Origin of the sequence: Streptomyces sp. NPDC048269, from assembly GCF_040652395.1 — a bacterium.
Lineage (GTDB): Bacteria > Actinomycetota > Actinomycetes > Streptomycetales > Streptomycetaceae > Streptomyces.
Window position 1 is genome coordinate 1 of record NZ_JBEZLW010000031.1, and the last position, 24,478, is coordinate 24,478.

The 24,478-nt window shown below is 71.8% G+C and carries 23 protein-coding genes; 20 read left to right on the plus strand and 3 right to left on the minus strand.

The window, feature by feature from the left end:
* From AB0D48_RS26735 to AB0D48_RS26790, 12 genes are all read left to right on the plus strand, one after another.
* Window positions 1-95: adenosylhomocysteinase (locus AB0D48_RS26735; protein ID WP_362402195.1), on the plus strand; the 95-nt coding region annotated here is incomplete at its 5' end.
* 1 nt (window position 96) lies between these two features.
* The gene (locus AB0D48_RS26740) at window positions 97-1,389 is read left to right on the plus strand and encodes an MFS transporter (protein ID WP_362402007.1); all 1,293 of its coding nucleotides are present in this window, start codon (window positions 97-99) and stop codon (window positions 1,387-1,389) included.
* Window positions 1,386-1,583, plus strand: coding sequence for a DUF6059 family protein (locus tag AB0D48_RS26745; RefSeq protein WP_362402010.1), 198 nt, complete (start codon window positions 1,386-1,388; stop codon window positions 1,581-1,583). The genes AB0D48_RS26740 and AB0D48_RS26745 overlap by 4 nt, the downstream gene beginning before the upstream one ends.
* 58 nt (window positions 1,584-1,641) lie before the next feature.
* Window positions 1,642-3,216 (plus strand): acyl-CoA carboxylase subunit beta, encoded by a 1,575-nt coding sequence (locus AB0D48_RS26750; RefSeq protein WP_362402013.1) that lies wholly within the window; start codon window positions 1,642-1,644, stop codon window positions 3,214-3,216.
* A gap of 19 nt (window positions 3,217-3,235) precedes the next feature.
* The gene (locus AB0D48_RS26755; protein WP_362402017.1) at window positions 3,236-3,436 is read left to right on the plus strand and encodes an acyl-CoA carboxylase subunit epsilon; all 201 of its coding nucleotides are present in this window, start codon (window positions 3,236-3,238) and stop codon (window positions 3,434-3,436) included.
* A 105-nt stretch (window positions 3,437-3,541) separates the two neighbouring features.
* Window positions 3,542-3,910 carry a hypothetical protein gene (locus AB0D48_RS26760; protein WP_328930710.1) on the plus strand — a complete coding sequence of 123 codons (369 nt, stop codon included), beginning with the start codon at window positions 3,542-3,544 and terminating at the stop codon, window positions 3,908-3,910.
* Between the two features lie 57 nt (window positions 3,911-3,967).
* On the plus strand, window positions 3,968-5,413 hold the full coding sequence (locus tag AB0D48_RS26765; RefSeq protein ID WP_362402021.1) for an FAD-binding oxidoreductase: 1,446 nt from the start codon (window positions 3,968-3,970) through the stop codon (window positions 5,411-5,413).
* Window positions 5,410-6,183 (plus strand): SDR family oxidoreductase, encoded by a 774-nt coding sequence (locus tag AB0D48_RS26770; RefSeq protein ID WP_362402024.1) that lies wholly within the window; start codon window positions 5,410-5,412, stop codon window positions 6,181-6,183. The genes AB0D48_RS26765 and AB0D48_RS26770 overlap by 4 nt, the downstream gene beginning before the upstream one ends.
* Window positions 6,184-6,249: 66 nt before the next feature.
* Window positions 6,250-7,500, plus strand: a complete 1,251-nt coding sequence (locus tag AB0D48_RS26775; RefSeq protein WP_362402027.1) for a cytochrome P450 — start codon at window positions 6,250-6,252, stop codon at window positions 7,498-7,500.
* 6 nt (window positions 7,501-7,506) lie between these two features.
* Complete coding sequence (locus AB0D48_RS26780) at window positions 7,507-7,710, plus strand: ferredoxin (protein ID WP_362402030.1); 204 nt, start codon at window positions 7,507-7,509, stop codon at window positions 7,708-7,710.
* 125 nt (window positions 7,711-7,835) lie between these two features.
* The gene (locus AB0D48_RS26785) at window positions 7,836-8,798 is read left to right on the plus strand and encodes a GNAT family N-acetyltransferase (RefSeq protein ID WP_362402033.1); all 963 of its coding nucleotides are present in this window, start codon (window positions 7,836-7,838) and stop codon (window positions 8,796-8,798) included.
* Between the two features lie 97 nt (window positions 8,799-8,895).
* A complete protein-coding gene (locus AB0D48_RS26790) occupies window positions 8,896-10,509 on the plus strand; it encodes an FAD-dependent monooxygenase (RefSeq protein ID WP_362402036.1) in 1,614 nt (537 codons plus the stop codon).
* Window positions 10,510-10,527: 18 nt separating this feature from the next.
* Here AB0D48_RS26790 and AB0D48_RS26795 read toward each other — a convergent pair whose 3' ends face one another.
* Window positions 10,528-11,049, minus strand: coding sequence for a MarR family winged helix-turn-helix transcriptional regulator (locus AB0D48_RS26795; protein ID WP_362402039.1), 522 nt, complete (start codon window positions 11,047-11,049; stop codon window positions 10,528-10,530).
* Between the two features lie 127 nt (window positions 11,050-11,176).
* On the opposite strand from AB0D48_RS26795, the gene AB0D48_RS26800 reads away from it, so the two are divergent.
* The 5 genes from AB0D48_RS26800 (at window position 11,177) to AB0D48_RS26820 (ending at window position 18,552) form a co-directional block, all read left to right on the plus strand.
* A complete protein-coding gene (locus AB0D48_RS26800) occupies window positions 11,177-12,712 on the plus strand; it encodes an FAD-dependent monooxygenase (protein WP_362402042.1) in 1,536 nt (511 codons plus the stop codon).
* A gap of 138 nt (window positions 12,713-12,850) precedes the next feature.
* Window positions 12,851-13,828: a zinc-binding dehydrogenase gene (locus tag AB0D48_RS26805; protein WP_362402045.1), complete on the plus strand. Its 978-nt coding sequence runs from the start codon at window positions 12,851-12,853 to the stop codon at window positions 13,826-13,828.
* Window positions 13,829-14,026: 198 nt separating this feature from the next.
* Entirely contained in the window at window positions 14,027-15,634 is a 1,608-nt protein-coding gene (locus tag AB0D48_RS26810) for an MDR family MFS transporter (RefSeq protein ID WP_362402048.1), read from the plus strand.
* A 234-nt stretch (window positions 15,635-15,868) separates the two neighbouring features.
* A complete protein-coding gene (locus tag AB0D48_RS26815; RefSeq protein ID WP_362402051.1) occupies window positions 15,869-16,900 on the plus strand; it encodes a methyltransferase in 1,032 nt (343 codons plus the stop codon).
* Window positions 16,901-16,947: 47 nt separating this feature from the next.
* Entirely contained in the window at window positions 16,948-18,552 is a 1,605-nt protein-coding gene (locus AB0D48_RS26820; RefSeq protein WP_362402054.1) for an FAD-dependent oxidoreductase, read from the plus strand.
* Window positions 18,553-18,653: 101 nt separating this feature from the next.
* On the opposite strand, the gene AB0D48_RS26825 is transcribed toward AB0D48_RS26820, so the two are convergent.
* Both AB0D48_RS26825 and AB0D48_RS26830 read right to left on the minus strand, forming a co-directional pair.
* Complete coding sequence (locus tag AB0D48_RS26825) at window positions 18,654-19,409, minus strand: helix-turn-helix domain-containing protein (protein ID WP_362402197.1); 756 nt, start codon at window positions 19,407-19,409, stop codon at window positions 18,654-18,656.
* Window positions 19,410-19,771: 362 nt separating this feature from the next.
* Window positions 19,772-21,361, minus strand: coding sequence for an FAD-dependent monooxygenase (locus tag AB0D48_RS26830; RefSeq protein WP_362402057.1), 1,590 nt, complete (start codon window positions 21,359-21,361; stop codon window positions 19,772-19,774).
* A gap of 229 nt (window positions 21,362-21,590) precedes the next feature.
* On the opposite strand from AB0D48_RS26830, the gene AB0D48_RS26835 reads away from it, so the two are divergent.
* The 3 genes from AB0D48_RS26835 to asnB are packed head-to-tail and all read left to right on the plus strand — an operon-like array spanning window position 21,591 to window position 24,465.
* A complete protein-coding gene (locus tag AB0D48_RS26835) occupies window positions 21,591-22,043 on the plus strand; it encodes a DUF1772 domain-containing protein (protein WP_362402060.1) in 453 nt (150 codons plus the stop codon).
* Window positions 22,040-22,591, plus strand: coding sequence for a hypothetical protein (locus AB0D48_RS26840; protein ID WP_362402063.1), 552 nt, complete (start codon window positions 22,040-22,042; stop codon window positions 22,589-22,591). The genes AB0D48_RS26835 and AB0D48_RS26840 overlap by 4 nt, the downstream gene beginning before the upstream one ends.
* Window positions 22,588-24,465, plus strand: a complete 1,878-nt coding sequence (gene asnB / locus AB0D48_RS26845) for an asparagine synthase (glutamine-hydrolyzing) (RefSeq protein WP_362402066.1) — start codon at window positions 22,588-22,590, stop codon at window positions 24,463-24,465. The genes AB0D48_RS26840 and asnB overlap by 4 nt, the downstream gene beginning before the upstream one ends.
* The last annotated feature ends 13 nt before the right edge of the window (window positions 24,466-24,478 follow it).

Here is a 24,478-nt window from a genome sequence, read left to right on the forward strand (position 1 = left end):
TCGGCGTCAGGCTGACCACGCTCCGCCCGGAGCAGGCCGACTACATCGGCGTCCCGGTCGAGGGCCCGTACAAGCCGGACCACTACCGCTACTGACGTGTTCCAGTCCCTGTCCGTACGCAACTTCAGGCTCTTCGCCACCGGTCAGCTGCTGTCCGTGATGTGCACCTGGATGATGTTCGTCGCCCAGGACTGGCTGGTGCTGTCGCTCAGCGGCGACTCGGCCACCGCCCTCGGGCTCGTCACGGCCGTGCAGTTCACCCCCACGCTGCTCCTGACCCTGTACGGGGGACGACTCGCCGACCGGTACGACAAGCGCAGGCTGCTGATCCTCGCGAACCTCGCGGCCGGGCTGCTCGCCCTGCTCCTCGCCCTGGTGGTGCTGGCGGGGCGGGCGAGCCTGCCGGTCATCCTCGTCTTCGCCGGCTCCCTGGGCGCCGTGTCCGCCGTCGAGTCGCCCACCCGGATGTCCTTCGTCAGCGAGCTGGTCGGCAGCGAGCTGCTGCCCAACGCCTCCGCCCTCAGCGCCGCGTACTTCAACACCGCGCGCATCCTCGGCCCTGCCCTCGCCGGTCTCCTGATCAGCGGATCCGACTCCACCGGGCCGGTGATGCTGCTCAACGCGCTCAGCTACCTGGCCACCGTCGCCAGTCTGATGATGATGCGCACGAAGGAGCTGCAGCGCACCGGGGGCGCCCAGGACGGCGCCAGGATCGCCGACGCGCTGCGCTACATCCGGGGCAGGCCCGACCTCGTCATGCCCCTCGGCCTCGTCGCCGCCGTCGGCATGTTCGGTTTCAACTTCGCGCTCACCCTGCCGCTGCTCGCCAAGACCGTCTTCCACTCCGGATCGGCGAGCTTCGGACTGCTGACCACCGCCATGGCGGCCGGCTCCCTGCTCGGTGCCTTCGCCGGCACCGCCCGCCGCGGCCGGCCCGGCCCCGGACTGGTCATCGGCGCCGCCCTCGCCTTCGGCGTACTGGAGACCGCCAGCGGCCTCGCGCCCAGCTACGCCCTCGCGATCCCGCTGCTGGCGGCCACCGGCTTCGCCACCATCTCCTTCGCCCAGGCCGCCAACCACCGCGTCCAGCTCGGCAGCGACCCGCGCTACCGGGGCCGCGTGCTGGCCCTCTACACCATGATCCTTCAAGGGTCCACCCCGCTCGGCGCCCTCCTCGTCGGATGGCTCTGCGAGCACTACGGGGCACGTTCCGGCCTGTACGTCGGCGGCCTGGTCACCGTGGCCGCGGCCCTCACGGCCCTGTACGCGCACCGGCGCACCCGAGACCGGTCCTCAAGCGGACTTCCACGGGACGTCGAGGGCGCCGGGCGAGGGTTGGCTGGTTCCGATGTGCGTTCCCGGCCCACAGAACGGAGGCCGCGCGTATGAGACCGCACCGAGTGCTCCACGCCGTCTACAAGATGCTGGTCGCGGCGGGCAGCATCTGGGTCTGGTTCCCGCCCGAGGAGACGAGCGTCCCGCAGGGGCCCCCTCCCCGGCACCCCGAGAGGCTGCGCCCGGATCTCCCGTTCGACGAGACCGAGACGGCCCTGTTCCGGCAGCTGATGGGCCTGTGGCAGTGAACCCCGGCCCTGCCGTACCCGCACACCTCCCCCCTCCCAACAGTCCCGGAGGAAACCCGTGAGCATCACTGACGCCGCCCCCGCCCGTATCCAGGACCGTGCCGCGGAACTGGCCGACATCAAGGCCCAGGCCGTGGCCGGGCCCGACCCCAAGGCCACCGAACGGCAGCACGCCAAGGGCAAGCTGACGGCACGGGAGCGCATCGAGCTGCTGCTCGACGAGGGCTCGTTCCACGAGATCGAGGCCCTGCGCCGGCACCGGGCCACCGGATTCGGGCTGGAGGACAAGAAGCCCTACACCGACGGGGTCGTCACCGGCTGGGGCACGGTCCACGGGCGGACCGTCTTCGTGTACGCACACGACTTCCGCATCTTCGGCGGCGCCCTCGGCGAGGCCCACGCCCAGAAGATCCACAAGGTGATGGACCTCGCGCAGTCCGCCGGCGCCCCCCTGGTCAGCCTCAACGACGGCGCGGGAGCCCGTATCCAGGAAGGCGTCACCGCCCTCGCCGGCTACGGCGGCATCTTCCAGCGCAACACCCGCGCCTCGGGCGTCATCCCCCAGGTCTCCGTGATGCTGGGCCCCTGCGCCGGCGGCGCCGCGTACTCCCCGGCCCTCACCGACTTCGTCTTCATGGTCCGGGAGACCTCGCAGATGTTCATCACCGGTCCCGACGTGGTCCGCGCGGTGACCGGTGAGGAGATCACCCAGAACGGCCTCGGCGGCGCGGACGTCCACGCGGCGGTCTCCGGCGTGGCGGCCTTCGCGTACGACGACGAGGAGAGCTGCCTCGCGGACGTACGGTTCCTGCTGTCGCTGCTGCCCTCCAACAACCGCGAGACCGCCCCCCGCGAGGAGACCGACGACCCCGCCGACCGGCGCACCGACGCCCTCGCCGGCCTCGTCCCGGCCAACCCCAACCAGGCCTACGACATCCGCAAGGTCATCGAGGAGATCGTCGACGACGGCGAGTACTTCGAGACCCAGCCCGCCTGGGCGCAGAACGTGGTGTGCGCGCTGGCCCGCTTCGACGGCCACGTCACCGGGATCGTCGCGAACCAGCCCTCCGCGATGGCCGGGGTCCTCGACATCCACGCGAGCGAGAAGGCCGCCCGCTTCGTGCAGTTCTGCGACGCCTTCAGCATTCCGCTGGTCACCCTCGTCGACGTACCCGGCTTCCTGCCCGGCGTCGACCAGGAACACAACGGCATCATCCGGCACGGCGCGAAGCTGCTGTACGCCTACTGCAACGCCACCGTCCCGCGGATCCAACTGATCCTGCGCAAGGCCTACGGCGGCGCGTACATCGTCATGGACTCGCGCTCCATCGGCGCCGACATCTCCCTCGCCTGGCCCACGAACGAGATCGCGGTGATGGGCGCCGAAGGCGCGGCCAACGTCATCTTCCGGCGGGAGATCGCGGCGGCCGAGGACCCCGACGCCGAGCGGGCGCAGAAGATCAAGGAGTACCGGACCGAGCTGATGCACCCCTACTACGCCGCCGAACGCGGCCTGGTGGACGACGTCATCGACCCCGCCGAGACCCGCTCGGCGCTCATCGGCTCGCTCGCGATGCTCCGCTCCAAGTACGCCGACATCCCGTCCCGCAAGCACGGCAACCCGCCGGTGTGAGCCGCGAGGAGGACAACGCATGACGACCACCTGGAAGATCACCGGCGGCAATCCCTCCGCGGAGGAGACCGCCGCCCTCACCGCCGTCCTGACCTCCCTGCTGGCCCGGCGGGCCGCCGCCGCACAGGCACCGGCCCAGGGCACCGGGGTTCCCGGCAGCGGCTGGCACCGCACCCACCGCAACCCGCACGCCTGCGCCGGGATGTGGCGCGGCCGATGACCATCTGCGCCCCGCTGAAGGGCCGTTCAAGTACGGCTCCAGCCCGGGGCGGCACCGTATCGACGGCACACCACGCAAACCGAAACCCATGTCAGGAGAATCGCCATGACCGACGCGAGGCTGGTCGGAACCTGGACCACGGAGCTGGAGGACGACGGTAAGTCCGTGTTCGGACTGGCGTCCTTCACCGGTGACGGCGGCGTCACCTGCTACCAGGTCAACGCCAAGAACATCGGCCTGGGCAACTGGGAGTCCACCGGACCGGATTCCTTCCACTACAACTTCCACATCCTCGCCGTCAGCCCCGAGGGCGAGCACGTCGGCGAGGCGCACGTCTTCGTCACCGGCGAGTTCGTCTCCGACGACGAGTGGGTCGGCACCGGCGGCGCCAACTTCTACTCGCCCAAGGGCGACCTGCTGCGCGGCCACGAGGGCTCCAAGGTCAGCGCCCGCAAGTTCGGCATCGACAAGTAGCCGGACGGCCGACCCGTCTCGTACCCCGGACCGGGAATACACGGAGGAAAGAACCCCATGCTGCGCGACGAACTCAAGGGTGAGCTGGTTCTCCCGTCCGATCCGGGGTACCGGCTCGCCAGGCAACTGCAGAACACCGAGTACGACTCGGTGACCCCGTACGCCGTCGCCTACTGCGAGTCCCCCGAGGACGTCCTCGCCTGCGTGCGGCACGCCCAGGACAGCGGCGTACAGGCTCACGTGCGCGGCTCCGGCCACAGCTTCAACGGCTGGTCCACCGGCCCGGGCCTGGTCATCGACCTGTCCCGGATGAACCACGCGGTCGCCGACGGCCCCGCCGTGCGCATCGGCGCCGGCGTGCAGTCCCTCGACGCCCTCGACGTCCTGAAGGCCCAGGGCCGCCAGATCGTCACCGGCACTTTCCCCACCGTCAGCCAGGGCGGCTTCCTGACCGGCGGCGGACTGGGCTGGCAGACCCGCAAGTTCGGCGTCGCCAGCGACCGGATCCTCTCCGCCCGCGTCGTCCTCGCCGACGGGCGGACCGTCCGCGCGTCCGCGGACGAACACCCCGACCTGTACTGGGCGCTGCGCGGCGGCGGCGGCGGGAACTTCGGCATCGTCACCGAGTTCGAGCTGCGCCCCGTGGACGCCCCGCTGCTGACCGCCTTCGAGACCCTCTGGTCCTACGAGGACGCCCCCGCCGTCCTGGCCGCATGGCAGGCCTGGGCCGCCGCGGCCTCCGAGGACCTCGGCACCTCCCTGGTCGTACTGCCCGGCATGTTCGGGCCCGGCGGCAAGCCGGTCGTCAAGGTCTGGGGCGTGCACCACGGGGCGCCCGAGGAGCTGGAGCGGGCCCTCGACGAGCTCACCGAGGCCGCCGACGCCAAGCCCGTGCACCGCGAGGTCGGGGCGCCCGGAGCGTACGCCGAGGTCATGCACGAGGCGCTGTGCGGATCCAAGACCGTCCAGCAGTGCCACCGCACCGGCACCCACCCGGACGCGATCGGCCACCGCCACCCGTACACCCGCCAGGCCTACCGGCTCACCGGCCGGCCCGTGACCCGCGCCGAGGCCGAGAGCCTGCTGCGGGCCTGGAACCCGGACCTCGACAACGAGCGCTACCTGCTGTGCATCGCGCTCGGCGGCGCGGCCAACCGGATCGGCCGCACCGAGACCGCGTACGTCCACCGCGACGCGCAGTTCCTGACGGGTTTCCAGATCGCCACGCGCGACGAGGAGTCGGCGACCCGGGGCCCGGCCGAGCTCGACGAGTGGGCCGACCGCTGCGGGGCGGCCCTCGCTCCGCTGGCCACCGGCTCGTACATCAACTTCCCCAGCTCGCGGGTGCCGGCGGACTGGGAGGGCGACCACTACGCGGAGAACGCCCCCCGGCTGCGCGACATCAAGCGCGCCTACGACCCCGACGGTTTCTTCCGGCACGGGCAGAGCATCGGCGCCGGCCCGGCCGGCGCCCACCAGACCACGAAGGCGGCAGGACGATGAAGACGGATCTCACGGACAAGGTGGTGCTCGTCACCGGCGCCTCCCGGGGCATCGGCCGGGCCACCGCCGTCGCCTACGCGGCGGAGGGTGCGCGCGTCGCGATCACCTACCACTCCGACGAGGCGGGCGCGAAGGAGACGGCCGAGCAGGTCGCCGCTGCCGGCGGCACCTCCTGCGTGGTCCGCTACGACCTCGCCGACGAGGACTCCATCCGCGCCGCCGTCGCCGCGGTCGGCGCCGAATGGGGCGGCATCGACGTGCTCGTCGCCAGCGCGGTGGAGTGGGGCGACGCGATCCCGCGGCCCGGCCGGCAGATGCCCGCCTTCGAGGAGGTCCCCGTCGAGCAGTGGCAGCGGGTCCTGCGCACCTCGGTCGACGCCGTCTTCCACACCATCCAGGCCGTCCTGCCCCACATGCGCGGCCGCGACTGGGGCCGCATCGTGCTGATCGGCGCCGGGCTCGCGAACTCCGGGATGATCGGCGCGGGCGCGTACGGCGCCGCCAAGTCCGGGCTGTTCGGGCTGGTCCGCAGCCTCGCCTGGGAACTGGGCCCCGCGGGGATCCTCGTCAACCAGGTCGTCCCGGGTCAGACCCTCACCGAGAACGTCCTGGCCCACGCCTCGCCCGCCTTCCTGGAGAACAAGGCCAAGTCCCTGCCGTCGGGGCGGATGAACACCCCCGAGGACGTCGCGCGCACGATCGTCTTCCTGGGCTCCGCCGCCAACGGCAACGTCCACGGCGAGGCCCTGCGCGTCACCGGCGGACTCTGAACGCCGCCCCCCTCCCCAGTCGGACCCCACGCACGGCCGCCGCCGGCCACACACCCAGGAGAACCCATGACCGACACACTCGACGCGCCGAAGACGCTGGCGGACGGGGCCGAGGACGCTCCTGCCTACCCGATCCAGCGCAAGTGCCCCTACCAGATGCCGCCCGGGTACGACGAACTGCGCGAGGAGGGCCCGATCTCCCGGGTCACCCTCTGGAACGGCCGTGTGGCCTGGCTGGTGACGGGCAACGAGCTCGGTCGCAAGCTGTTCCCGGACGCCCGCCTCTCCTCCGACGTCCTCGACCCGGCCTTCCCGCTGCTCGCGCCGCGCATCGAGGCCCAGCGCCAGCAGGCCGCCGCGCCCCCGCTGGTCGGCGTCGACGACCCGGTGCACGCCCGCCAGCGCCGCATGGTGCTGCCGAGCTTCGGCGTCCGCCAGGTCAACGCGCTGCGCCCGGTGATCCAGCAGTACGCCGACGACCTGCTCGACAAGATGCTGGCCAAGGGCCCGGGCACCACCGTCGACCTGCTCACCGAGTACGCCCTGCCGATGCCGTCCGCCGTCATCTGCCAGCTGCTGGGCGTCCCGTACGAGGACCACCACTACTTCGACGAGCGCTCCCGGCACGTGCTGTCCTCCTCGGGCCCCGAGCAGGCGGCGCAGGCGCAGCAGGCGTTCACCGAGATCCTCGCGTACCTCGACGACCTGATCAGCCGCAAGCAGGCCGAGCCCGGCGACACCCTGCTCGACGAGCTGATCGCCCGCCAGCTGGAGGACGGCAAGGTCGACCGTCACGAGCTGGCGATGATCGCGACCGTCCTGCTGGTCTCGGGACACGAGACCACCTCCAACATGATCGCGCTGTCCACGATGGCGCTGCTGGCCCACCCGGAGCAGCTGGAGGCGCTGCGCGCCGACGAGTCCCTGATGCCGAGGGCCGTGGACGAGCTGATGCGGTACGCCTCCATCGGCGACATGCTGATGCGCGTGGCCAAGGAGGACATCGAGGCCGAGGGGCACCTGATCAAGGCCGGCGACGGGGTGATCCTGTCGACGATGCTGATGAACCGTGACCCGCAGTCCTTCGAGAAGGCCGACGACCTGGACATCTTCCGGCCCTCCGGCCGGCACGTCGCCTTCGGTTACGGCATCCACCAGTGCATCGGGCAGAACCTGGCCCGCGCCGAGATGGAGATCGCCCTCGCCACGCTGCTGCGCCGGGTGCCGACGCTGCGCCTGGCGGTCCCGGCCGACCAGGTGCCGGTCAACGCGCCCTTCGTCCTGCAGGGAGTCTCCGAACTCCCCGTCACCTGGTAGGCCGCCGTGCGCATCTCGATCGACACCGACCGGTGCATCGGCTCCGCCCAGTGCGCCGTCTCCGTTCCCTTCGTGTTCGAGCAGGACGACGACGGGTTCTCCACCGTCGTCTCCGGCCGTGAGGACGGCGCCGGCCACCCGATGGTGCGCGAGGCCGTACGGGCCTGCCCGGTGCAGGCCATCACGATCACGGAGACGCAAGAGGCGTGAACGCGTGCCGGCCGGGCCCTGCGGCCCGGCCGGCCTTCCCGCAGCTCGGGGCCCGGACGGTGCGGCGTCCGGGCCCCGAGCCGTTCTCGATCGGATCTCGAGCGCCGTCGTGGACGATGGTGGCCATGGACATCCGCAGCCTCGACGGTGACGACCCGGCGACGATCACCCTGCTCGTTCCGGGCTTCCAGGAGACGATGAGTCTCGAACTGCCCGCCGACCCACCGGTGTCGGAGGCCCTGCTCGCCCGGCTGCTGCAACGCCGGCACGGCGCCGACCGGATCGTCCTGGCCGCCTTCGACGGTGACACGCCCGTCGGTGTCACCAAGCTCGGCCTCGACCTCGGCGACCCTGCCGGACCCGGTCACGGCTCGCTGTGGGTCTTCCCGTCCTTCCGCCGCCGCGGCGCGGGCACCGCCCTGGTCGACGCCGCCCGCGCCGAACTGCGCGCCCGTGGCCGCGGCCACCTGATGGTCGACGCCCCGCACACCCCCGCGGCCGAGGCCTTCGCCTCCGGCTGCGGCGCCGAACTGCGCGGCACCAACCTGCGCAACCGCCTCTTCCTGAAGGGCCCGGCCGCCGCCGGACTCGACGGACTCGCCGCCCGCGCGGTCCCCGGACACCGCCTGGTGAGCTGGACCGACCGCTGCCCCGACGAACTCGTGGGCTCCTACGCCCGTGCCTGGGGCGCCCTGGACGCCCCCGTCAACGGCCAGGCGCAGGTGCGCACCCCCACCGCCGACGACGTCCGCGCGCGCGAGGCCGAGGCGGAGCGGGCCGGGCACCGCCAGCACGTGACCGCCGCGGTCGACGCCGCGACCGGCGAAGTCGTGGGGTACGCCACCGTGTTCGTCCGCGACAGCCCGATGGCCGACGCGGGGGAGACCCTCGTGCTCGCCGACCGGCGCCGCCGGGGCCTGGGCACCTGGCTCAAGGCGGACCTGCTGGCCCGTACCGCCCGCGAGAACGGGCAGGTCGCCCTCGTCCAGGCCTGGAACGACGTGCGCAACGACGCCGTCGTCGCCCTCAACCGCCGCCTCGGGTTCACCGCGGACAGCTCCTGGTCGACGTACCGCGTCAAGGCCTGAGGCGCCGGCTCCCTGTTGCTGCGAGCGGAGTTCGAGTTCAGGTCCACCGGCCGCTGCCACGATCCGCACAGACCGGTATCCGCGAGAGGGGTTCTTTGTGAGTAAGAGCGGCACGCATGTACTGATCGTCGGTGGCAGCCTCGTCGGCCTCTCCACCGCGGTGTTCCTCGCCCATCACAACGTGCCCTGCACCCTGGTCGAGCGGCACCCCAGCACTTCCATCCACCCGCGCGCGGTCGGCTACTACCCCCGTACGGCCGAGATCCTGGGCACGGTGGGCGTCGAGGCGGCCGCCAAGGCCGCCGCGTCCGGCTTCGAGAAGCACAAGACCCGCGCGGGCGTGGTCTCCCTGGCCGGCGAGGTCCTCTTCAGCAAGGAGGAACTGGAGGGGGGCGACGAGCTCGCCGACCTGACTCCCTCCAAGCTGCTGCTGCTGCCCCAGGACCGGCTGGAGCCGATCCTGCGCGCCCGGGCCGAGAAGCTCGGAGCCGACCTGCGGTTCAGCACGGAACTGGTCTCCTTCACGCAGGACGAGGGCGGTGTCACGGCCGTCGTCAAGGACGCGGAGGGCACCGAGACCACCCTGACCGCCGACTACCTGGTGGCCGCCGACGGGCCGCGCAGCACCGTACGGGAGTCGCTGGGTCTGGTGCGCGAGGGGCGCGGAGTGCTCTCCCGGCACGTCAGCATCGCGTTCGGCGCCGACTTCGGCGCGGTCCTCGGGGACCGCCGCTACAGCGTCGTCCACGTCAAGAACGACACGGTCACCGGCATCCTGGTGCACGACGACACCCTCACCGAGGGCACCCTGATCGTCGGCTACGACCCCGAAAAGGGCGAGGGCCTCGACGACTTCACCGACGCCCGCTGCGCCGAGCTGGTCTCCGCCGCGATCGGCTCGGACGAGGTCGAGGTCACCGTCCGCTCCCGCTTCCCGTGGGACATGGCCGAACTCGTCACGGGGAACTTCGTCCAGGGCCGGGTCCTGATCGCGGGCGACGCCGCCCACCAGATCCCGCCCACCGGCGGCTACGGGGCCAACACCGGCATCGCCGACGCCTTCAACCTGGCCTGGAAGCTGGCCCTGGTGACCAAGGGCGCCGCGGGCACCGCCCTGCTCGACACCTACCAGGAAGAGCGCCGGCCGGTCGGCACCCACACCGCGCGGCAGGGCTCGCTCCAGCTCGCCCTGCGCTCGGGCACCGCGACCGAGGAGGAGAAGGCCGCCACCGAGGACGCGATGACCGTGACGATGGGCCAGGCCTACCCCTCCGGTGCCTTCATCACCGAGGCAGGCGTGGAGCGGCCGCCGCTGACCTCCGACCCGCGCACCCTGCGCGGCGAGCCCGGCACCCGCGCTCCGTACGTGGTGCTGGAGCGTGACGGCGCGCCGCTGTCCACGCTGGAGCTGTTCGGCGCCGGTTTCGTCCTGCTGGCCGGGGCGGACGGCGGCTCCTGGGCCGACGCGGCCGGCGCGGCCGCCACGGCGCTCGGCGTCGACCTCGCCTTCCACCGCATCGCGCCGGCCGCCGGCGGCGGGGCGCTGGCGGACCCGGAAGGCCGCTGGGCCGCCGCCTACGGCGTGGCGGACTCGGGCGCCGTCCTGGTGCGACCGGACGGAGTCGTCGCGTGGCGCACCCCGGCCGCCGTCCCCGCCGGTGAGCAGGGCGCGGCGCTGACGGCGGCGCTGCGCCGGATCCTGGCGCGCTGAGGGATGAGGGACTGGCGGTTATCCGTCGGCCTGGGTGCCGCGCATCTCGGCGACCGAGTCGACGTACTTGATCAGCAGGCGGGCGAACTGCAGGCGCTCGTCGTCGGGCCACTCCCGGGTGATGAACTCGAAGGCGGCCCGCTGGTGACGGCGGAACGCCGCCAGCATCGCCAGTCCCTCGTCCGACATCTGCAGGATCGTCCGGCGTCCGTCCTGCTGGGACGCGGCGCGGACCAGGTAGCCGGCGGAGATGCAGTCGGTGACCATGCGGCTGGCCACCGAGGGGTCCACCGCGAGGCGCTCGGCGACGACTCCGACGGTGATCTCCTGCCCGTCGTGTTCCGGTCCCTCTTCCACGATGTTGAGCACCAAAGTCCGGGTCATGTCCTTGCGGGACACCGGGCTCTCCACGTTCAGCGCGGAAGCGCGGCGCAGCCGCGAGAAGGCCGGGCCGACCGCGTCCAGTGGGTCGGCGGCTGCCAGAGCGCCCTGCGCGGAGGGGAGCTGCGCGGTCTTCTGCCTGGTGGTCGAAGTCTCCATGGCGAACATCCTAGGCGCGGCGATTGAGGACAGCGAGCATGTGTATGCTCACAAGCGTTTGCATGACAGCAAGCATATAGTTTTTCCTCGTCATAGACACCCCCATCCCCCCTCTGGAAGGACTGCAATGCCGGACACCAAGGACTTCGACTTCGACGTCCTCATCGTCGGCGGAGGTCCGGTGGGCATGCTGCTCGCCTCCGAACTCCGCATCGCCCGCGCCAAGCCCGTCGTACTGGAGCGCCTCACCGAGCGGACCCCCCACTCCAAGGCCTTCGGGCTGCACGCCCGCTCGCTGGAGTCGCTCGACCGCCGCGGCCTCGCCGACCGGTTCCGCGACGGTGCCCACTCCTGGAGCAACGGCCACTTCGCCGGCCTCGACGTCTGGGTCGACTTCTCCCTGCTCGACAGCGCCCACAACTACGCGCTGCTCTCCGAGCAGACCCGCACCGAGCGGCTCCTGGAGGAGCGCGCCGAGGAGTTCGGAGTCGAGATCCGCCGCGGTCACGAGGTGACCGCCGTCCGCCAGGACGAGGACGGCGCCGAGGTCGACGTCACCGGCCCCGAGGGCTCGTACACCCTGCGCGGCCGCTACGTCGTCGGCACCGACGGCGGCCGCAGCCTGGTCCGCAAGTCCGCGGGCATCGGCTTCCCCGGCACCGGCGGCCGCGTCACCGCGCGCCTGGCCGACGTCGTCCTCGCCGACCGCGAGAAGGCCCCGATGGGCATGGAGCGCACCGAGCGCGGCCTGCTCTTCTGCGTGCCGCTCGACGACACCTACCACCGCGTCGCCACCTTCGACTTCGAGACCACCAAGGAGGCGGGCTCCGAGCTCACGCTGGAGGAGTTCACCGAGAGCCTCCGCGAGATCTGGGGCGACGACCTCGGCGCGAGCGAGCCGCGCTGGCTGTCCTGGTTCACCGACTCCGCCTGCCAGGCCGAGACCTACCGCTCCGGGCGCGTCCTGCTGGCCGGCGATGCCGCGCACACCCACTTCCCCGTCGGCGGCCAGGGCGTCAACCTGGGTCTGCAGGACGCCCTCAACCTCGGCTGGAAGCTCGCCGCCACCATCAACGGCTGGGGCTCCGAGGGTCTGCTCGACACGTACGACAAGGAGCGCCAGGAGCCGGCCCGCGCCGTCCTGGCCAACACCCGCGCCCAGATCGCGCTGATGAACCCCGACCCGTACGTGACCCAGCTGCGCGCGCTCTTCCAGGAGCTCATGACCAAGGACCAGGTCAACCGCCACATCGCCGAGATGCTCAGCGGTGTCCGGGTCCGCTACGCCATCGAGGGCCCCGAGCACCGGCTGCTCGGCGACTTCGCCCGCGACCTGACGCTGAAGACCGAGGAGGGCACCCAGACCCTCCCGAAGTACCTGCGCCGGGGCAACTTCGCGCTGCTCGACCTCGCCGGCCGCCCGGAGATTTCCGAGGTGTACCAGGAGTGGGCCGCGCCGCTGAAGTGGGCCGGCCGCGTCGGCCACATCGTCGCCGAGTGCGCCGAGGAGCCGGAGCTCGCCGGTGTGCTGGTCCGCCCCGACGGATACGTCGCCTGGGCCGCGGACCGCAGCGCGTCGGCCGAGGAGGTCGCCGAGGGCCTGCGTACGGCCCTGGAGACCTGGGCCGGGGTCACCGACCCCACCCGCGCCGTCTTTAAGTAATTGGCAAAGAAACCCCCCGCGAGGCCATCTCATGTGGACTCGCAATCAAATGCATGACAACATGCATATGTATCCGGTCCCCCGGACGGAGCCGCGGCCCAGCGCGACGGCTCGACGGAAATACCGTTTGGAGAAATCATGCGAATCATCCGCCACTACGAGCACGGCGCTCCGTCTGTCCTGCGCCTCGAAGAGGTGGAGAAGCCGCAGCCCGGTCCGGGTCAGGTTCTGATCCGCGCCGAGGCCATCGGCGTCACCTTCGCCGAGGTCCAGCGCCGCCAGGGCATTCCGATCGGCGGCCACGCCGGTCTGCCCGGCGCCCCCGGCGGCGACGTCGCCGGCACGATCGAGGCCGTCGGCGAAGGCGTCACCGACCTCGCCGTCGGCGACCGCGTCGTCGGCGACATCGACCACAGCGCCTACGCGGAGTACGTCGTCGCCGACACCGGCTGGCTCATCAAGATCCCGCAGGACCTCGACGCCGCCGCCGCGACCCTGCTGCCGAGCCCCGCCCAGACCGCGTACCACGCGATCAAGGAGGCCGGCCGCCTCCAGCCCGGCCAGACGATCGTGATCGACGCGGCCTCCGGCGGCGTCGGCCACCTCGCCGTCCAGATCGCCAAGGCCCTCGGTGCCGGCAAGGTCATCGCGACCGCCAGCACCCAGGCCAAGTGCGACTTCGCCCGCGAGCTCGGTGCCGACGTCACCGTCAACTACAGCGACGAGGACTGGGTCGACCAGGTCCTCGCCGCCACCGACGGCCGCGGCGCCGACGTGGTCCTCGAAACCGTCGGCGGCGACGTCCTGCTGAAGTCCCTGGGCATCACCGCCCAGTTCGGCACGCTCGTCTTCTACGGCTCGGCCTCCGGCGACATCCCGGACCTGCCCACCCTGGCCCTGTCCCGCATGAAGAACGTCGCGGGCTTCAGCCTCTACGCGATGCTCTACAACAAGCCCGAGGCGATCGCCGAAGGCCAGCGCCACCTCTTCGAGCTCATCAGCTCCGGCCAGGTCAAGCCGGTCGTCCACGAGCGCCTGCCGCTCGAGGAGGCCGCCAAGGCCCACGAGCTCATGGAAGCGCGCGCCCAGCTCGGCAAGGTCGTCCTCGTTCCCTGAGGACCTGCCGTTCAGGTGGCCGGCCCGTCCACCCCCGGGACGGGCCGGCCCCACCCCCCACCACACCCGCACCACCACCCACAACCATCGTGACCTTCCCCCAGCCCCTTTCGGGCCGAGTAGCCAGGTGACGCCGGCCGCAGCTCAGCGGCCGGTGCGACGGGGATCGCGCACACCGATTCGAAAGGCGGCACCACCTTGTCCGCTCCCACCGCTCCGGCATCCGGCGGGCTGCACCCCTCCGGGACCAAAGTCACCCCGGTCATGGTCGCCTGCATGCTCTCCGCGTTCGTGGCCATCCTCGACATGCAGATCGTCGCGACCGCCCTTCCCCGCATCGCGGGCGACCTCGGCGGCATCGACCTCTTCGCGTGGGTGACCACCGCGTACGTCATCGCCAGCAGCGTGACCACGCCCATCTACGGCAAGCTCGGAGACCTCTTCGGCCGCAAGGTCGTCTACCTCTCCGCGATGGGCCTGTTCCTCCTCGGCTCCGCCCTGTCCGGCCTGGCCGGCTCGATGGAACTGCTCATCGTCTTCCGCATCGTGCAGGGACTGGGCGCCGGAGGCCTCTTCGTCTCCGTCCTCGCCATCATCGGCGAACTGTTCACCCCGCGCGAAGGTGCCAAGTACTACGGCATGTTCGGCATGGTCTTCGCCGGCGCCTCCCTCGCCGGCCCCGCCGTCGGCGGCCTGCTCACCGACGCCCTCAGCTGGCACTGGGTCTTCCTGGTCAACCTGCCCGTCGGCGCCGTGATCGTCGCCCTGCTCGCCAAGTACCTGCACCTGCCGCGCAAGGTCCGCGAGTCCGAGCTCGACTACGCCGGCATCGTCACCCTCTCCGGCGCCATCGTCGCCGTGACCCTCCTGACCTCCTGGGGCGGCGTCGAGTACTCCTGGACCTCCCCCCAGATCATCGGCCTCGGCCTCGCCACGCTGCTGCTCCTCGGCCTGTTCGTGAAGGCCGAGTCCGCCGCCGCCGAGCCGATCGTCCCGCTGCGCCTGTTCAAGGACTCCACCTTCACCATCTCGCTGCTCGGCACCATGATCTGCGGCATCGTCTTCGTCGGCACGGTCAACTTCCTCGCCCTGTACGTCCAGGTCGCCACCGGTGCCAGCCCCACCACCTCCGGCTTCGTCCTGCTGCCGATGATGCTGGGCCTCGTGCTCACCTCCGTGGTCTCCAGCAAGATCATCGGCAAGACCGGCAAGTACAAGGTCTTCCCGATCCTGAGCATGGCGCTCGGCATCGTCGGCGCCGCCCTGCTGTCCACCATGGACGCCGACACCCCGCGCGCCCTGGCCATCGCCTACATGCTGGTCTTCGGCCTCGCCTCGGGCCTCTCCGCCCAGGTCTTCACGCAGGCCGCCCAGAACACCGCCCCTCCGCAGGACATGGGCGCCGTCTCCGGCACCGTGACCTTCGGACGCTCCTTCGGCACCTCGATCGGCATCTCGCTCTTCGCCGCGATCTTCTACGGCCGCCTCACCGACGAGCTCGCCGCCCGCGTCCCGGCCGGCGCCCTGAACGGCGTCGACCACAACTCGCTCTCCTCGGACACGGTCCTGAACTCCCTCGACGCCACGGTGCGCACCGCCGTCGAGCAGGCCTACGCCGCCGCCCTCACCCCGGTGTTCGTCGCCGCGGTGCCGGTCCTGGTGGTCGGCCTCGTCCTCACCCTGCTGATGAAGAACCACACGCTCCGCTCCCGCCACCACGGTGGCGGCGGCGACGGAGCGCCCGCCGACTCCGCTGCCAAGGAGACTGCCCCGGCCACCGCCGACAGCTCCCCCGAAACGGCCTGATCACACCATCCCCCGCGTGTGACATGGCCGAAGTGCCGCCCGCCCCCGCGACCCGCGGTGGGAGGGCGGCACTTCGCCATGTCCGCCGCCCGTACGCCCTGACCTCCGTATGCCCGTACGCCCTGCGACGGCCCGTTCCGCGGCTTCAGGACGCTTCGAGTGGGACTCCACGCGAACCGGCCATTGTCGGGAGAAGGACCGAAGCGGTCCCCCACGGTTTGCTAGGAGGCTCGCGTGACAACGACCGATGACCGTACGACGGCCGCGGCGGTCGACCCCGGTCCGCTGATCAAGCTGACCATCGCGGACTGCGCGGCCAAGGTGCTGCACAGCGCCGTGACGCTCGGCGTGTTCGGCGCCCTCGCCGAGGGGCCGGCCGGCGCGGACCACATCGCCGCCGAGTCGGGCCTGCACCCGCGCATGGCCGCCGACTTCCTGGACGCGCTGGCCGGTCTCGGCCTGCTGGAGCGCACCGGCGACCAGTACGCCAACGGGCCGCTGGCGCAGGCGTACCTGGTGCCCGGCACCTCCACGTACCTCGGCGGCTTCGTCGAGCTGACCAACGAGACCCTGTACGGCACCTGGGGCCGGCTCACCGAGGCACTGACGACCGGCGCCCCGCAGCACCTCGACCCCGACAAGGGCGGCTTCGTCGGGAACACGCACAACGACCCCGAGAAGATGAAGCGCTTCTTCGCCGGTCTCGACGCGTACAGCGACCGGATGGGCATCGAGCTCGCCGGCAGCATCGACTGGAGCCGGCACTCCTCCTTCATCGACCTCGGCGGCGCGCGCGGCAACCTCGCGTCCGTGCTGGTCAAGGAGCACCCGCACCTGAAGGCCGGCGTGTTCGACCTGGAGCGCACCCGCCCGCTGTTCACCGAGCACACCACCCGCCTCGGCCTCGGCGACCGGATCGAGTTCACCGGCGGCGACTTCTTCGCGGACGACATCCCGAAGGCCGACGTCATCGTGCTCGGCCACATCCTGCACGGCTTCGACACCGACCGCCGCCAGGAACTGCTGCGCCGCGTCTTCGCCTCCGTCAACCCCGGCGGCCAGGTCCTCATCTATGACCGGATGATCGACGACGAGCGCCGCAACGCCGAGCGCCTGCTCTCCAGCCTCCACATGCGCCTCGTCAGCCAGGACGGCTCGGAGTACCGCATCGACGACGTCCGCACCTGGCTGACCGAGGCCGGTTTCACCGACACCGCCGCCGAGCCGCTGCTCGGCACGCACACGCTGGTGACCGCGACCCGATGACCGCCCACACGGAGCCGTCCGCCGCCCCGACCACCCAAGGAATCACCATGAGCCAGGAGAAGGTGCCCGTACTCATCGTCGGCGGCGGCCTCGCGGGCCTGTCCGCCGCCGTGTTCCTCGCCCACCACGGGGTGAAGGCCACTCTGGTGGAGCGCCACCCCGGCACCTCCACCCACCCCAAGGCCCGTGCCATCAACCCGCGCACGATGGAGCTCTACCGCGCGGTGGGCATGGAGGACCGGGTCAAGGCCGGACGTTCGCCGATCTCCGGCAACACCGATCTGATCCACGTCGAGACCCTCGCGGGCAACGAGCGGGTCCGGATGCCCAACGCCTCCATCGAGGACATCAGCCGCATCAGCCCCGCCCAGTGGACGCTGATCGACCAGAACCAGCTCGAGCCCATCCTGCGCAAGCGGGCCGAGGAGGTCGGTGTCGACCTGCGCTTCCACACCCGCCTCGACGCCGTCACCGAGGACGCCGACGGGGTGAGCGCCACGCTCACCGACGCCGGCACCGGCGAGAGCTACACGCTGCGCGCCGAGTACCTCGTCGCCGCCGACGGCAGCCGCAGCCCCGTCCGCGAGCTGCTGGGCATCGGGTCCCACGGCCGTGGCACCCTCACCAACCTGGTCAGTTTCTTCTTCGACGCCGACCTGGACGAGGCCCTGCGCGGCCGCAAGATCATCGCCGCCTACGTCAACAACCCCGAGGTGCGCGGCACGATCATCCCGATCGACAACGACCGCAAGTGGGTCATCAACGTCTCCTTCTTCCCCGACAAGGGGCAGAGCGCCGACGACTTCACCCCCGAGCGCTGTGTCGAGCTGGTCCGGGCCGCCGTCGGCGTCCCCGACCTGGAACTGACCATCGAGTCGGTCAACATGCCCGCCTGGGACATCTCGGCGCGCGTCGCCGACACGTTCACCGCGGGCCGCTTCCTCATCGCCGGTGACGCCGCGCACGTGATGCCGCCCACCGGCGCCTTCGGTGCCAGCACCGGCATCCAGGACGCGTACAACCTGGCCTGGAAGCTGGCCCTGGTGCTGGCCGGCAAGGCCGGCCAGGGGCTGCTGGCCTCGTACGACTCCGAGCGCCGCCCGGTCGCCGAGGAGACCGTGCGCCAGGCGATGCTGCGCTTCGCGGTCCGCGAGGGCAAGCAGTTCCAGGACGTCGCCAAGGACCTGGTCGACGAGACCACGATGACCTTCGGGTACGCCTACCCGGCAGGCGCGTTCGCCGGCGAGGACCCGGAGCTGTGGACGGTCACCGAGGACCCGGACAAGCCCAGCGGCCGTCCGGGCTCGCGCGCCCCGCACGTGCTGGTCACCGGTGAGCACGGCCCGTTCTCCACCGTCGACCTCTTCCCGGTCGGCTTCACCCTGCTGACCGCCGGCCCCACCGCCCCGTGGGCCGCCGCCACCGCGGCCGGACGGGAGCTCGGCCTGGTGCTGACGGTCCGCGGTGTCGGCGAGGGCGGCGACTACGCCGACACCGAGGGCACCTTCAAGGAGCGGTACGGGATCTCCGAGGGCGGCGCCGTCCTCGTCCGCCCCGACGGCTTCGTCGCCTGGCGCTCCCAGGACGGTCCCGAGGGCGACGTCGCCGGGACCGTGGCCGGTCTGCTGCGCTCCCTGCTGTCCCTGGACTGACGAAGACCCCCCACAACGACCAGGCGCGCCTCCCGATCCGGGAGGCGCGCCTGGTCGTTGTGTGTGACCCGCTGCCCCGGTCTGCGACTGAGGACGGCTGTCTATCCGCGATCCGAACTCGGCGGCGCAGTGCCGCCCGAGGGTGCTCGGGCTTTCGTGTGGAGGATCTCGCGGGCCTGCTCCGCGGCGCGGGCGATGCTCTCGGAGACGAAGTCGAGGAAGCGGGCGACGTTCTCCAGGCGGGCGGCGGCCGGGGTGTCGGGGCCGAGGACGCCGACGCCCTGCCGTGCGATCTCGACGATCTGGGCGGTGGACCGGGCGCTGGCGACCATCGACTGGTACCAGATGTCGTCGTCGACGACGTAGCGCTCGCGGCGGCGTTCGTCGCGTTCCCGGCGGACGAAGCCCTGGCTCTCGAGGAACTTGATCGCTTTGGAGATGGACGCCGGGCTGACCTGGAGGCGCTGGACGAGTTCGGACGCGGTGAGGCTGCCGGTGTCGGTGAGGGTGAGGCAGGCCATCACCCGGGACATCATCGTGGGCATGCCCGAACCCATGAGGACGGTGGTGAACGTCTCCTCGTACTCGCGCACGGCCTCGGCGTCGCGTCCGTAGGCCTGCGGGGACGCCTCCGCCCCCTGGGGCGCGGCCTGCCTGCGCCGGTGGGCGCGGCGTTCGGTGGCGCGGTGGGCCAGGTCGGCGCGGTAGGCGGTGGGGCCGCCGTTGCGCATCACCTCGCGCGTGATGGTCGAGGTCGGGCGGTCGAGACGTCTGGCGATCTCCGCGTAGGCGAGGCCGTCGGCCAGTCCCAGCGCGATCTGCTGGCGTTCCTGCTGGGTGAGTCTGCCTCCCGGCATCGCGGTCTCCTCCGTGGTCCGTGGTACCTCCAGTATAGCGATCATTCTCAGTTCATTGCAACGAACGAGGGTTGTCGTTGCGTTGATCCCGAGGCCGGTTGCAACGATTTTCTGTTCTGAAACGCACTAATGGTGGTTGGGTGCAACGGGTTTGTTGAGGGTTATTTGAATGCAACGTAGCTTTTCGTTCATCGAAAACTACGAGTTCCAGGAAAACGCGATGCAGAAGTCCGATACCCACGCCCCCATCGCCGCCGTTCTCGACATTCCCCCGGGGCGGCGTGCTCCGACACCACGTCGGCGTACGCCGCCCCGTCCGCGTCATCGGCCGCCCGCCGGGTGCGGGCACGGCCCGTGGGCCCTCACACCGTGCGCGACAGCACCCGGTGGACGACCGCCGACAGCTCCACCGCCGGATCCGCGGGCTGCTCCGCGGCGCGCCAGGCCAGGAACCCGTCCGGCCGGACCAGCGCGGCGCCCGTGGACGTGATGCCGTACTTCTTCAGGAACTCCTCGACGACCTCGGCCGGCTCCTCGCCGCCCACCCGGTGGAACGCCACGTCGATACCGGCCAGCCGCGACACCTGGCCCGCCGCCCGCTCCCACAGCCCGCTGTCCGGCCCGGCCAGCAGCCGCCAGCCGCCCGTCAGCGTGTCGTGCAGCGGCGCATCGACACCGCCGGCGCGCAGCGCGAAGTGCGGGGCCCGGGTGCCGGGGCGGCCCGAGGGCTGGGTCGGGTCCTCGACCGGGGCGCCGTCGTCGTCGCCCGGCTCGGACAGCACCGCGCCCGAACGGTAGACGTGGCCGAACAGCACCGTCGTCTCCGGGCGGTGGCGGGCCGCGACCTCCTCGTCCAGACCGCTGCGCTGCAGGTACCGGATCACACCCTGCTCGGTGGTGAACTCGGCGACCGGGACCCGCTCCTCCTCGTACGTGTCCAGCAGCTCCGGACCGGCCTGCCCGCGCAGCACCAGCGCCAGCTTCCACGCCAGGTTGTGCGCGTCCTGCACGCCCATGTTGCCGCCGAAACCGCCGGTGGGCGGCATGATGTGGGCCGCGTCGCCGGCCAGCAGCACCCGCCCGGAGCGGAACCGGTCGGCGATCCGCGCCGCGATCTCCCAGCTGGTGCTCGACTCCACCGCCACGTCCAGGTCCGGCACGCCGACCGCGGCCCGGACCATCTCGACGCAGTCCTCCTCGGAGTACTCGGCGTGGGTCTCCTCCGGGGGCAGGCTCGGCGCCAGCACCCAGCGGTCCGCGTCGTCGAGCCGGCCGAGCACACCCTTGACCTTGTCGTTGGCGACGAAGCACAGGAAGAACTCGCGGCCCGCGACGTACTCGTCGAGCGCGGCGTGGAAGATGACGTTCATCTGGCGGCCGAAGACGCCCTGGCCGTGCGTGCCGATGCCCAGGTCCTCGCGGATCTCGCTGCGGACCCCGTCCGCCGCCACCAGGTACTTGGCGCGGACCGCGGTCTCGGTGCCCTGGCGCACGTCCCGCAGGACCGCGCTGACCCCGTCCTCGTCCTGCTCGTAGCTGACCAGCTCGGTGGCGAAGCGGATGTCCGCCCCCAGCTCCTCGGCCTTCGCGCGCAGCACCGGCTCGAAGCGGTCCTGGCCGATCAGGGTCCAGCCGGTCGGGCTGACCTCGTTCGGGTCGTGACGGAAGGGGCCGTCGAACCGGCCCAGTTCGGCCCCCGTCAGGGACTGCACCTGCAGGATGTCGCCGTACTGCGCGTGCGGGTTCTCCTGCGCGCGCACGGCCTGCTCCAGGCCCAGCGCGCGCATCAGCTCCATCGTGCGGGGGCTCGCCGCCTGGGCCCGGGGGTGCGCCGAGATGTGCGTGTGCCGCTCGACGAGGATCGGCCGTATGCCCTGCTGCGCGAGGAACAGCGCCTGGGCCAGCCCCACCATGCTGCCGCCCACGATCAGTACGTCGGTTTGCTCCGCCATCGGGTGTGCTCCTTGTTCTCGATGCCGCTGCCGTCTCCATGCGGTTCCGGACACTCCCGGCCAGCCAACACGGCCCGGCTAGAGGACCGCTCGGACCCGGAACGCGCCCGCCACCACCCCTGGCGCCGGGCACCGGGCGCGTCCAGACCGCTTCAAGCGGCGCGCGAGCCCCGGCTGAAAACCTTCGTACCGCTGTTGACGATCCGTGCTGGACGGGAGGCCTCGGGCCGTGCTGGAAACCCTGAGTGTGCTGGTGCTGCTGGGCACCGGGCTGGTGGCGGGGGTGCTCTTCGCCGTGGCGGTCAGCGTCATGCCCGCCCTGATCGCGATGACCCCCGACCGCTACGTCGACACCCACAAGCTGCTCGGCAAGCGGTACGACCGCTTCATGCCGTTCATCGTGAGCGGCTCCGTCGTCGTCGACGCCGTCTTCGCCGTGCGCGCCGACGAGAGCGGCCCGCGGGCACTGTTCATCGCCGCGGCCCTGGCCATGACCGGCGTCGCCATCGTCTCGCAGACCCGCAACGTACCCATCAACAACCGGGTCAAGAAGACGCAGCCCGAGGACCTGGGCCCCGACTGGCAGGACCCCCGCACCCAGTGGCGCGACTGGCACCTGGTGCGCACCTGCTTCGCCATCGCCGGCTGCACCCTGACGGCCGCCGCGGTGGTGCTGTCATGACGGCCGCACCCGGCCAGGCGCTCACCGGCGCCCCGCGCGTCGCACGGGCCCTGCCCGGCGCCGAGGACCGCGCCGCCGCCAATGCCCGGATGATCGCGATCCTCTCCCGGCCCGACCCGGGCCCGGTCGCCGAACACCTCGCGCTGCTGCACTTCACCGGTCGGCGCAGCGGCGCCGCGCACACCGTTCCCGCGGGCGTGCACCGCCTCGGCGACGGCCTCTTCATCGCCACCGGCAGCGCCTGGCGGCACAACTTCGCGGGCGGCGCCGACGGCGAACTCACCTGGCGCGGCCGCCGCGAACCGGTCCGCTTCGAGCTGGTCACCGACCCCGAGCGCACGGCCCGCGGCTACCTGGAGCTGTACGAGCGCTACGGCGCCGAGGCGGCCCACCGCCGGCTCGGCATCCTCGTCGCCGAGGACGGCCCGGCGCCCACCCTGGACGACTTCCGGGCCGCCGTCACCGGCATTCCGCTCGCCCTGGTCGCCGTGACGGTCACCACCAGCGACACCACCGAACTCGCCATGAATGAGAGGACCTCCCGATGAGCGCAATCGCTGGCTGGGTCGACTTCGAGCGGGACCTGTCCCCGGAGGCCGCCGTCGTCGAGACCATGGCGGCCACCCTCGCCCACCGCGGCCCCGACGGCCAGGGCATCTGGACCGGGGGCCATGCCGCGCTCGCCCACCGGCGCCTGGCCCTCCTCGACGTGACGGAGACCGGACAGCAGCCGGCCGTCTTCGCCACCGAAGGCGGCACCACCGTCGCCGTCCTCACCCTCGACGGGGCGATCACCAACCACCCCGAGCTGCGCGCCGAACTGGCCTCCAAGGGACACCGGTTCACCGGCGGAGGCGACGGCGAGACCGCCCTGCACGCCTACCTGGAGTGGGGCACCGACTTCCTCACCCACCTGGAGGGCCTCTTCGCGATCGCCCTGTGGGACGTCCGCAGCCAGGAGCTCCTGCTGGCCCGCGACCGCCTCGGCGTGAAGCCGCTCAGCTACTACCCGACCCCCACCGGCGTGCTGTTCGGCTCCGAGCCCAAGGCGATCCTCGCCCACCCGTACGTGGCCCCCATCGTCGACGCCGACGGCCTGCGCGAGCTGTTCGCGCACAGCCGCAAGCCCGGCACCTCCGTCTACCGCGGCATGCGCGAAGTCGTCCCCGGCCACGTGCTCGTCGTACGCCGCCCCGGCAGCCAGGAGCAGCGCTACTGGTCACTGCCCGCCCGGCAGCACACCGACAGCCTCGATGACACCATCACCACCGTCCGCGGGCTGCTCGCCGACGCCGTCGCCTCGCACCTGCGCGCCGACGTCCCCGTCGGCGCCATGCTCTCCGGCGGCATCGACTCCAGCGCCCTGACCGCGCTCGCCCACAAGACCCTCACCGGTGCCGGCGGCGGCCCGCTGCAGAGCTTCTCGGTGAACTTCACCGGCTACACCGAGAACTTCGAGCCGCACCCCACGATGCGCTCCACCCCCGACGCCCCCTACGCGGCGCTCGCCTCGCAGCACATCGGCTCGCAGCACCGCGAGATCCTCCTCGACACGGCCGCCCTCACCGACCCCGAGGTGCACGCCGCCGCCCTGCGCGGCCAGGACGCCCCGTCCCCGCTCGGCGACATGGACGTCTCCCTCATCCAGTTCTTCGCCCGGCTGCGCGAGGCGGGCTTCGCCGCCGTGCTCTCCGGCGAGACCGCCGACGAGGTGTTCAACGGCTACTTCTGGGCGTACGACCCCCAGCACAGCAACTCGCAGACCTTCCCGTGGGTCAACTTCGAACGCAGCCACGACGCCGCGGCGGGCGGCCTGGGCACCTCCATGATCGACCGCCAGCTGCGCAAGGAGCTCGACTTCCTCGGCTACGCCGACCAGCACTACCGCGACGCCCTCACCGAGGTCCCGCACGTCGAGGGCGACACCCCGGCCGAGCGCCGGGCCCGCGAGGTCACCTACCTCGCGCTCACCCGCTGGGCGCCCACCCACCTCGACCGCGCCGACCGCATGAGCATGGCCCACGGCGTGCAGCTGCGGCCGCCGTTCTGCGACCGGGCGCTCGTCGAGTACGTCTACAACGTGCCGGCCGCACTGAAGCGGGTGGACGGCGTCGAGAAGAGCCTGCTGCGCTCCGCGGTCGCCGACCTGCTCCCCGACGCGGTGCTGCACCGCAAGAAGAGCGCGTACCCGACCACCCAGGAAGCCGCGTACGGGGACTTCGTGCGCCGCCGGTTCGTCGAACTGGCCACCGACCGCAATGCCGCTGTCGCCGGCCTGCTCGACACCTCGGCGTCCGCCGATGCCCTGACCGCCGACGGCTCCCCGCAGGGCGCCTTCGCCTGGGTGGAGCGGGCCAGCATGGAAATGGTCCTGCAGCTCGAGACCTGGCTGACCGAGTACCGGATCGACCTGCGGCTCTGACCGTGCGGGCCGC

Bases quoted from the DNA above. Each gene is read 5' to 3' on its own strand.
- AB0D48_RS26745 (WP_362402010.1), top strand. From the start codon at position 1,386: ATGAGACCGCACCGAGTGCTCCACGCCGTCTACAAGATGCTGGTCGCG.
- AB0D48_RS26755 (WP_362402017.1), top strand. From the start codon at position 3,236: ATGACGACCACCTGGAAGATCACCGGCGGCAATCCCTCCGCGGAGGAG.
- AB0D48_RS26760 (WP_328930710.1), top strand. From the start codon at position 3,542: ATGACCGACGCGAGGCTGGTCGGAACCTGGACCACGGAGCTGGAGGAC.
- AB0D48_RS26765 (WP_362402021.1), top strand. From the start codon at position 3,968: ATGCTGCGCGACGAACTCAAGGGTGAGCTGGTTCTCCCGTCCGATCCG.
- AB0D48_RS26770 (WP_362402024.1), top strand. From the start codon at position 5,410: ATGAAGACGGATCTCACGGACAAGGTGGTGCTCGTCACCGGCGCCTCC.
- AB0D48_RS26775 (WP_362402027.1), top strand. From the start codon at position 6,250: ATGACCGACACACTCGACGCGCCGAAGACGCTGGCGGACGGGGCCGAG.
- AB0D48_RS26785 (WP_362402033.1), top strand. From the start codon at position 7,836: ATGGACATCCGCAGCCTCGACGGTGACGACCCGGCGACGATCACCCTG.
- AB0D48_RS26795 (WP_362402039.1), bottom strand. From the start codon at position 11,049: ATGGAGACTTCGACCACCAGGCAGAAGACCGCGCAGCTCCCCTCCGCG.
- AB0D48_RS26800 (WP_362402042.1), top strand. From the start codon at position 11,177: ATGCCGGACACCAAGGACTTCGACTTCGACGTCCTCATCGTCGGCGGA.
- AB0D48_RS26805 (WP_362402045.1), top strand. From the start codon at position 12,851: ATGCGAATCATCCGCCACTACGAGCACGGCGCTCCGTCTGTCCTGCGC.
- AB0D48_RS26820 (WP_362402054.1), top strand. From the start codon at position 16,948: ATGAGCCAGGAGAAGGTGCCCGTACTCATCGTCGGCGGCGGCCTCGCG.
- AB0D48_RS26825 (WP_362402197.1), bottom strand. From the start codon at position 19,409: ATGCCGGGAGGCAGACTCACCCAGCAGGAACGCCAGCAGATCGCGCTG.
- AB0D48_RS26830 (WP_362402057.1), bottom strand. From the start codon at position 21,361: ATGGCGGAGCAAACCGACGTACTGATCGTGGGCGGCAGCATGGTGGGG.
- AB0D48_RS26840 (WP_362402063.1), top strand. From the start codon at position 22,040: ATGACGGCCGCACCCGGCCAGGCGCTCACCGGCGCCCCGCGCGTCGCA.
- asnB (WP_362402066.1), top strand. From the start codon at position 22,588: ATGAGCGCAATCGCTGGCTGGGTCGACTTCGAGCGGGACCTGTCCCCG.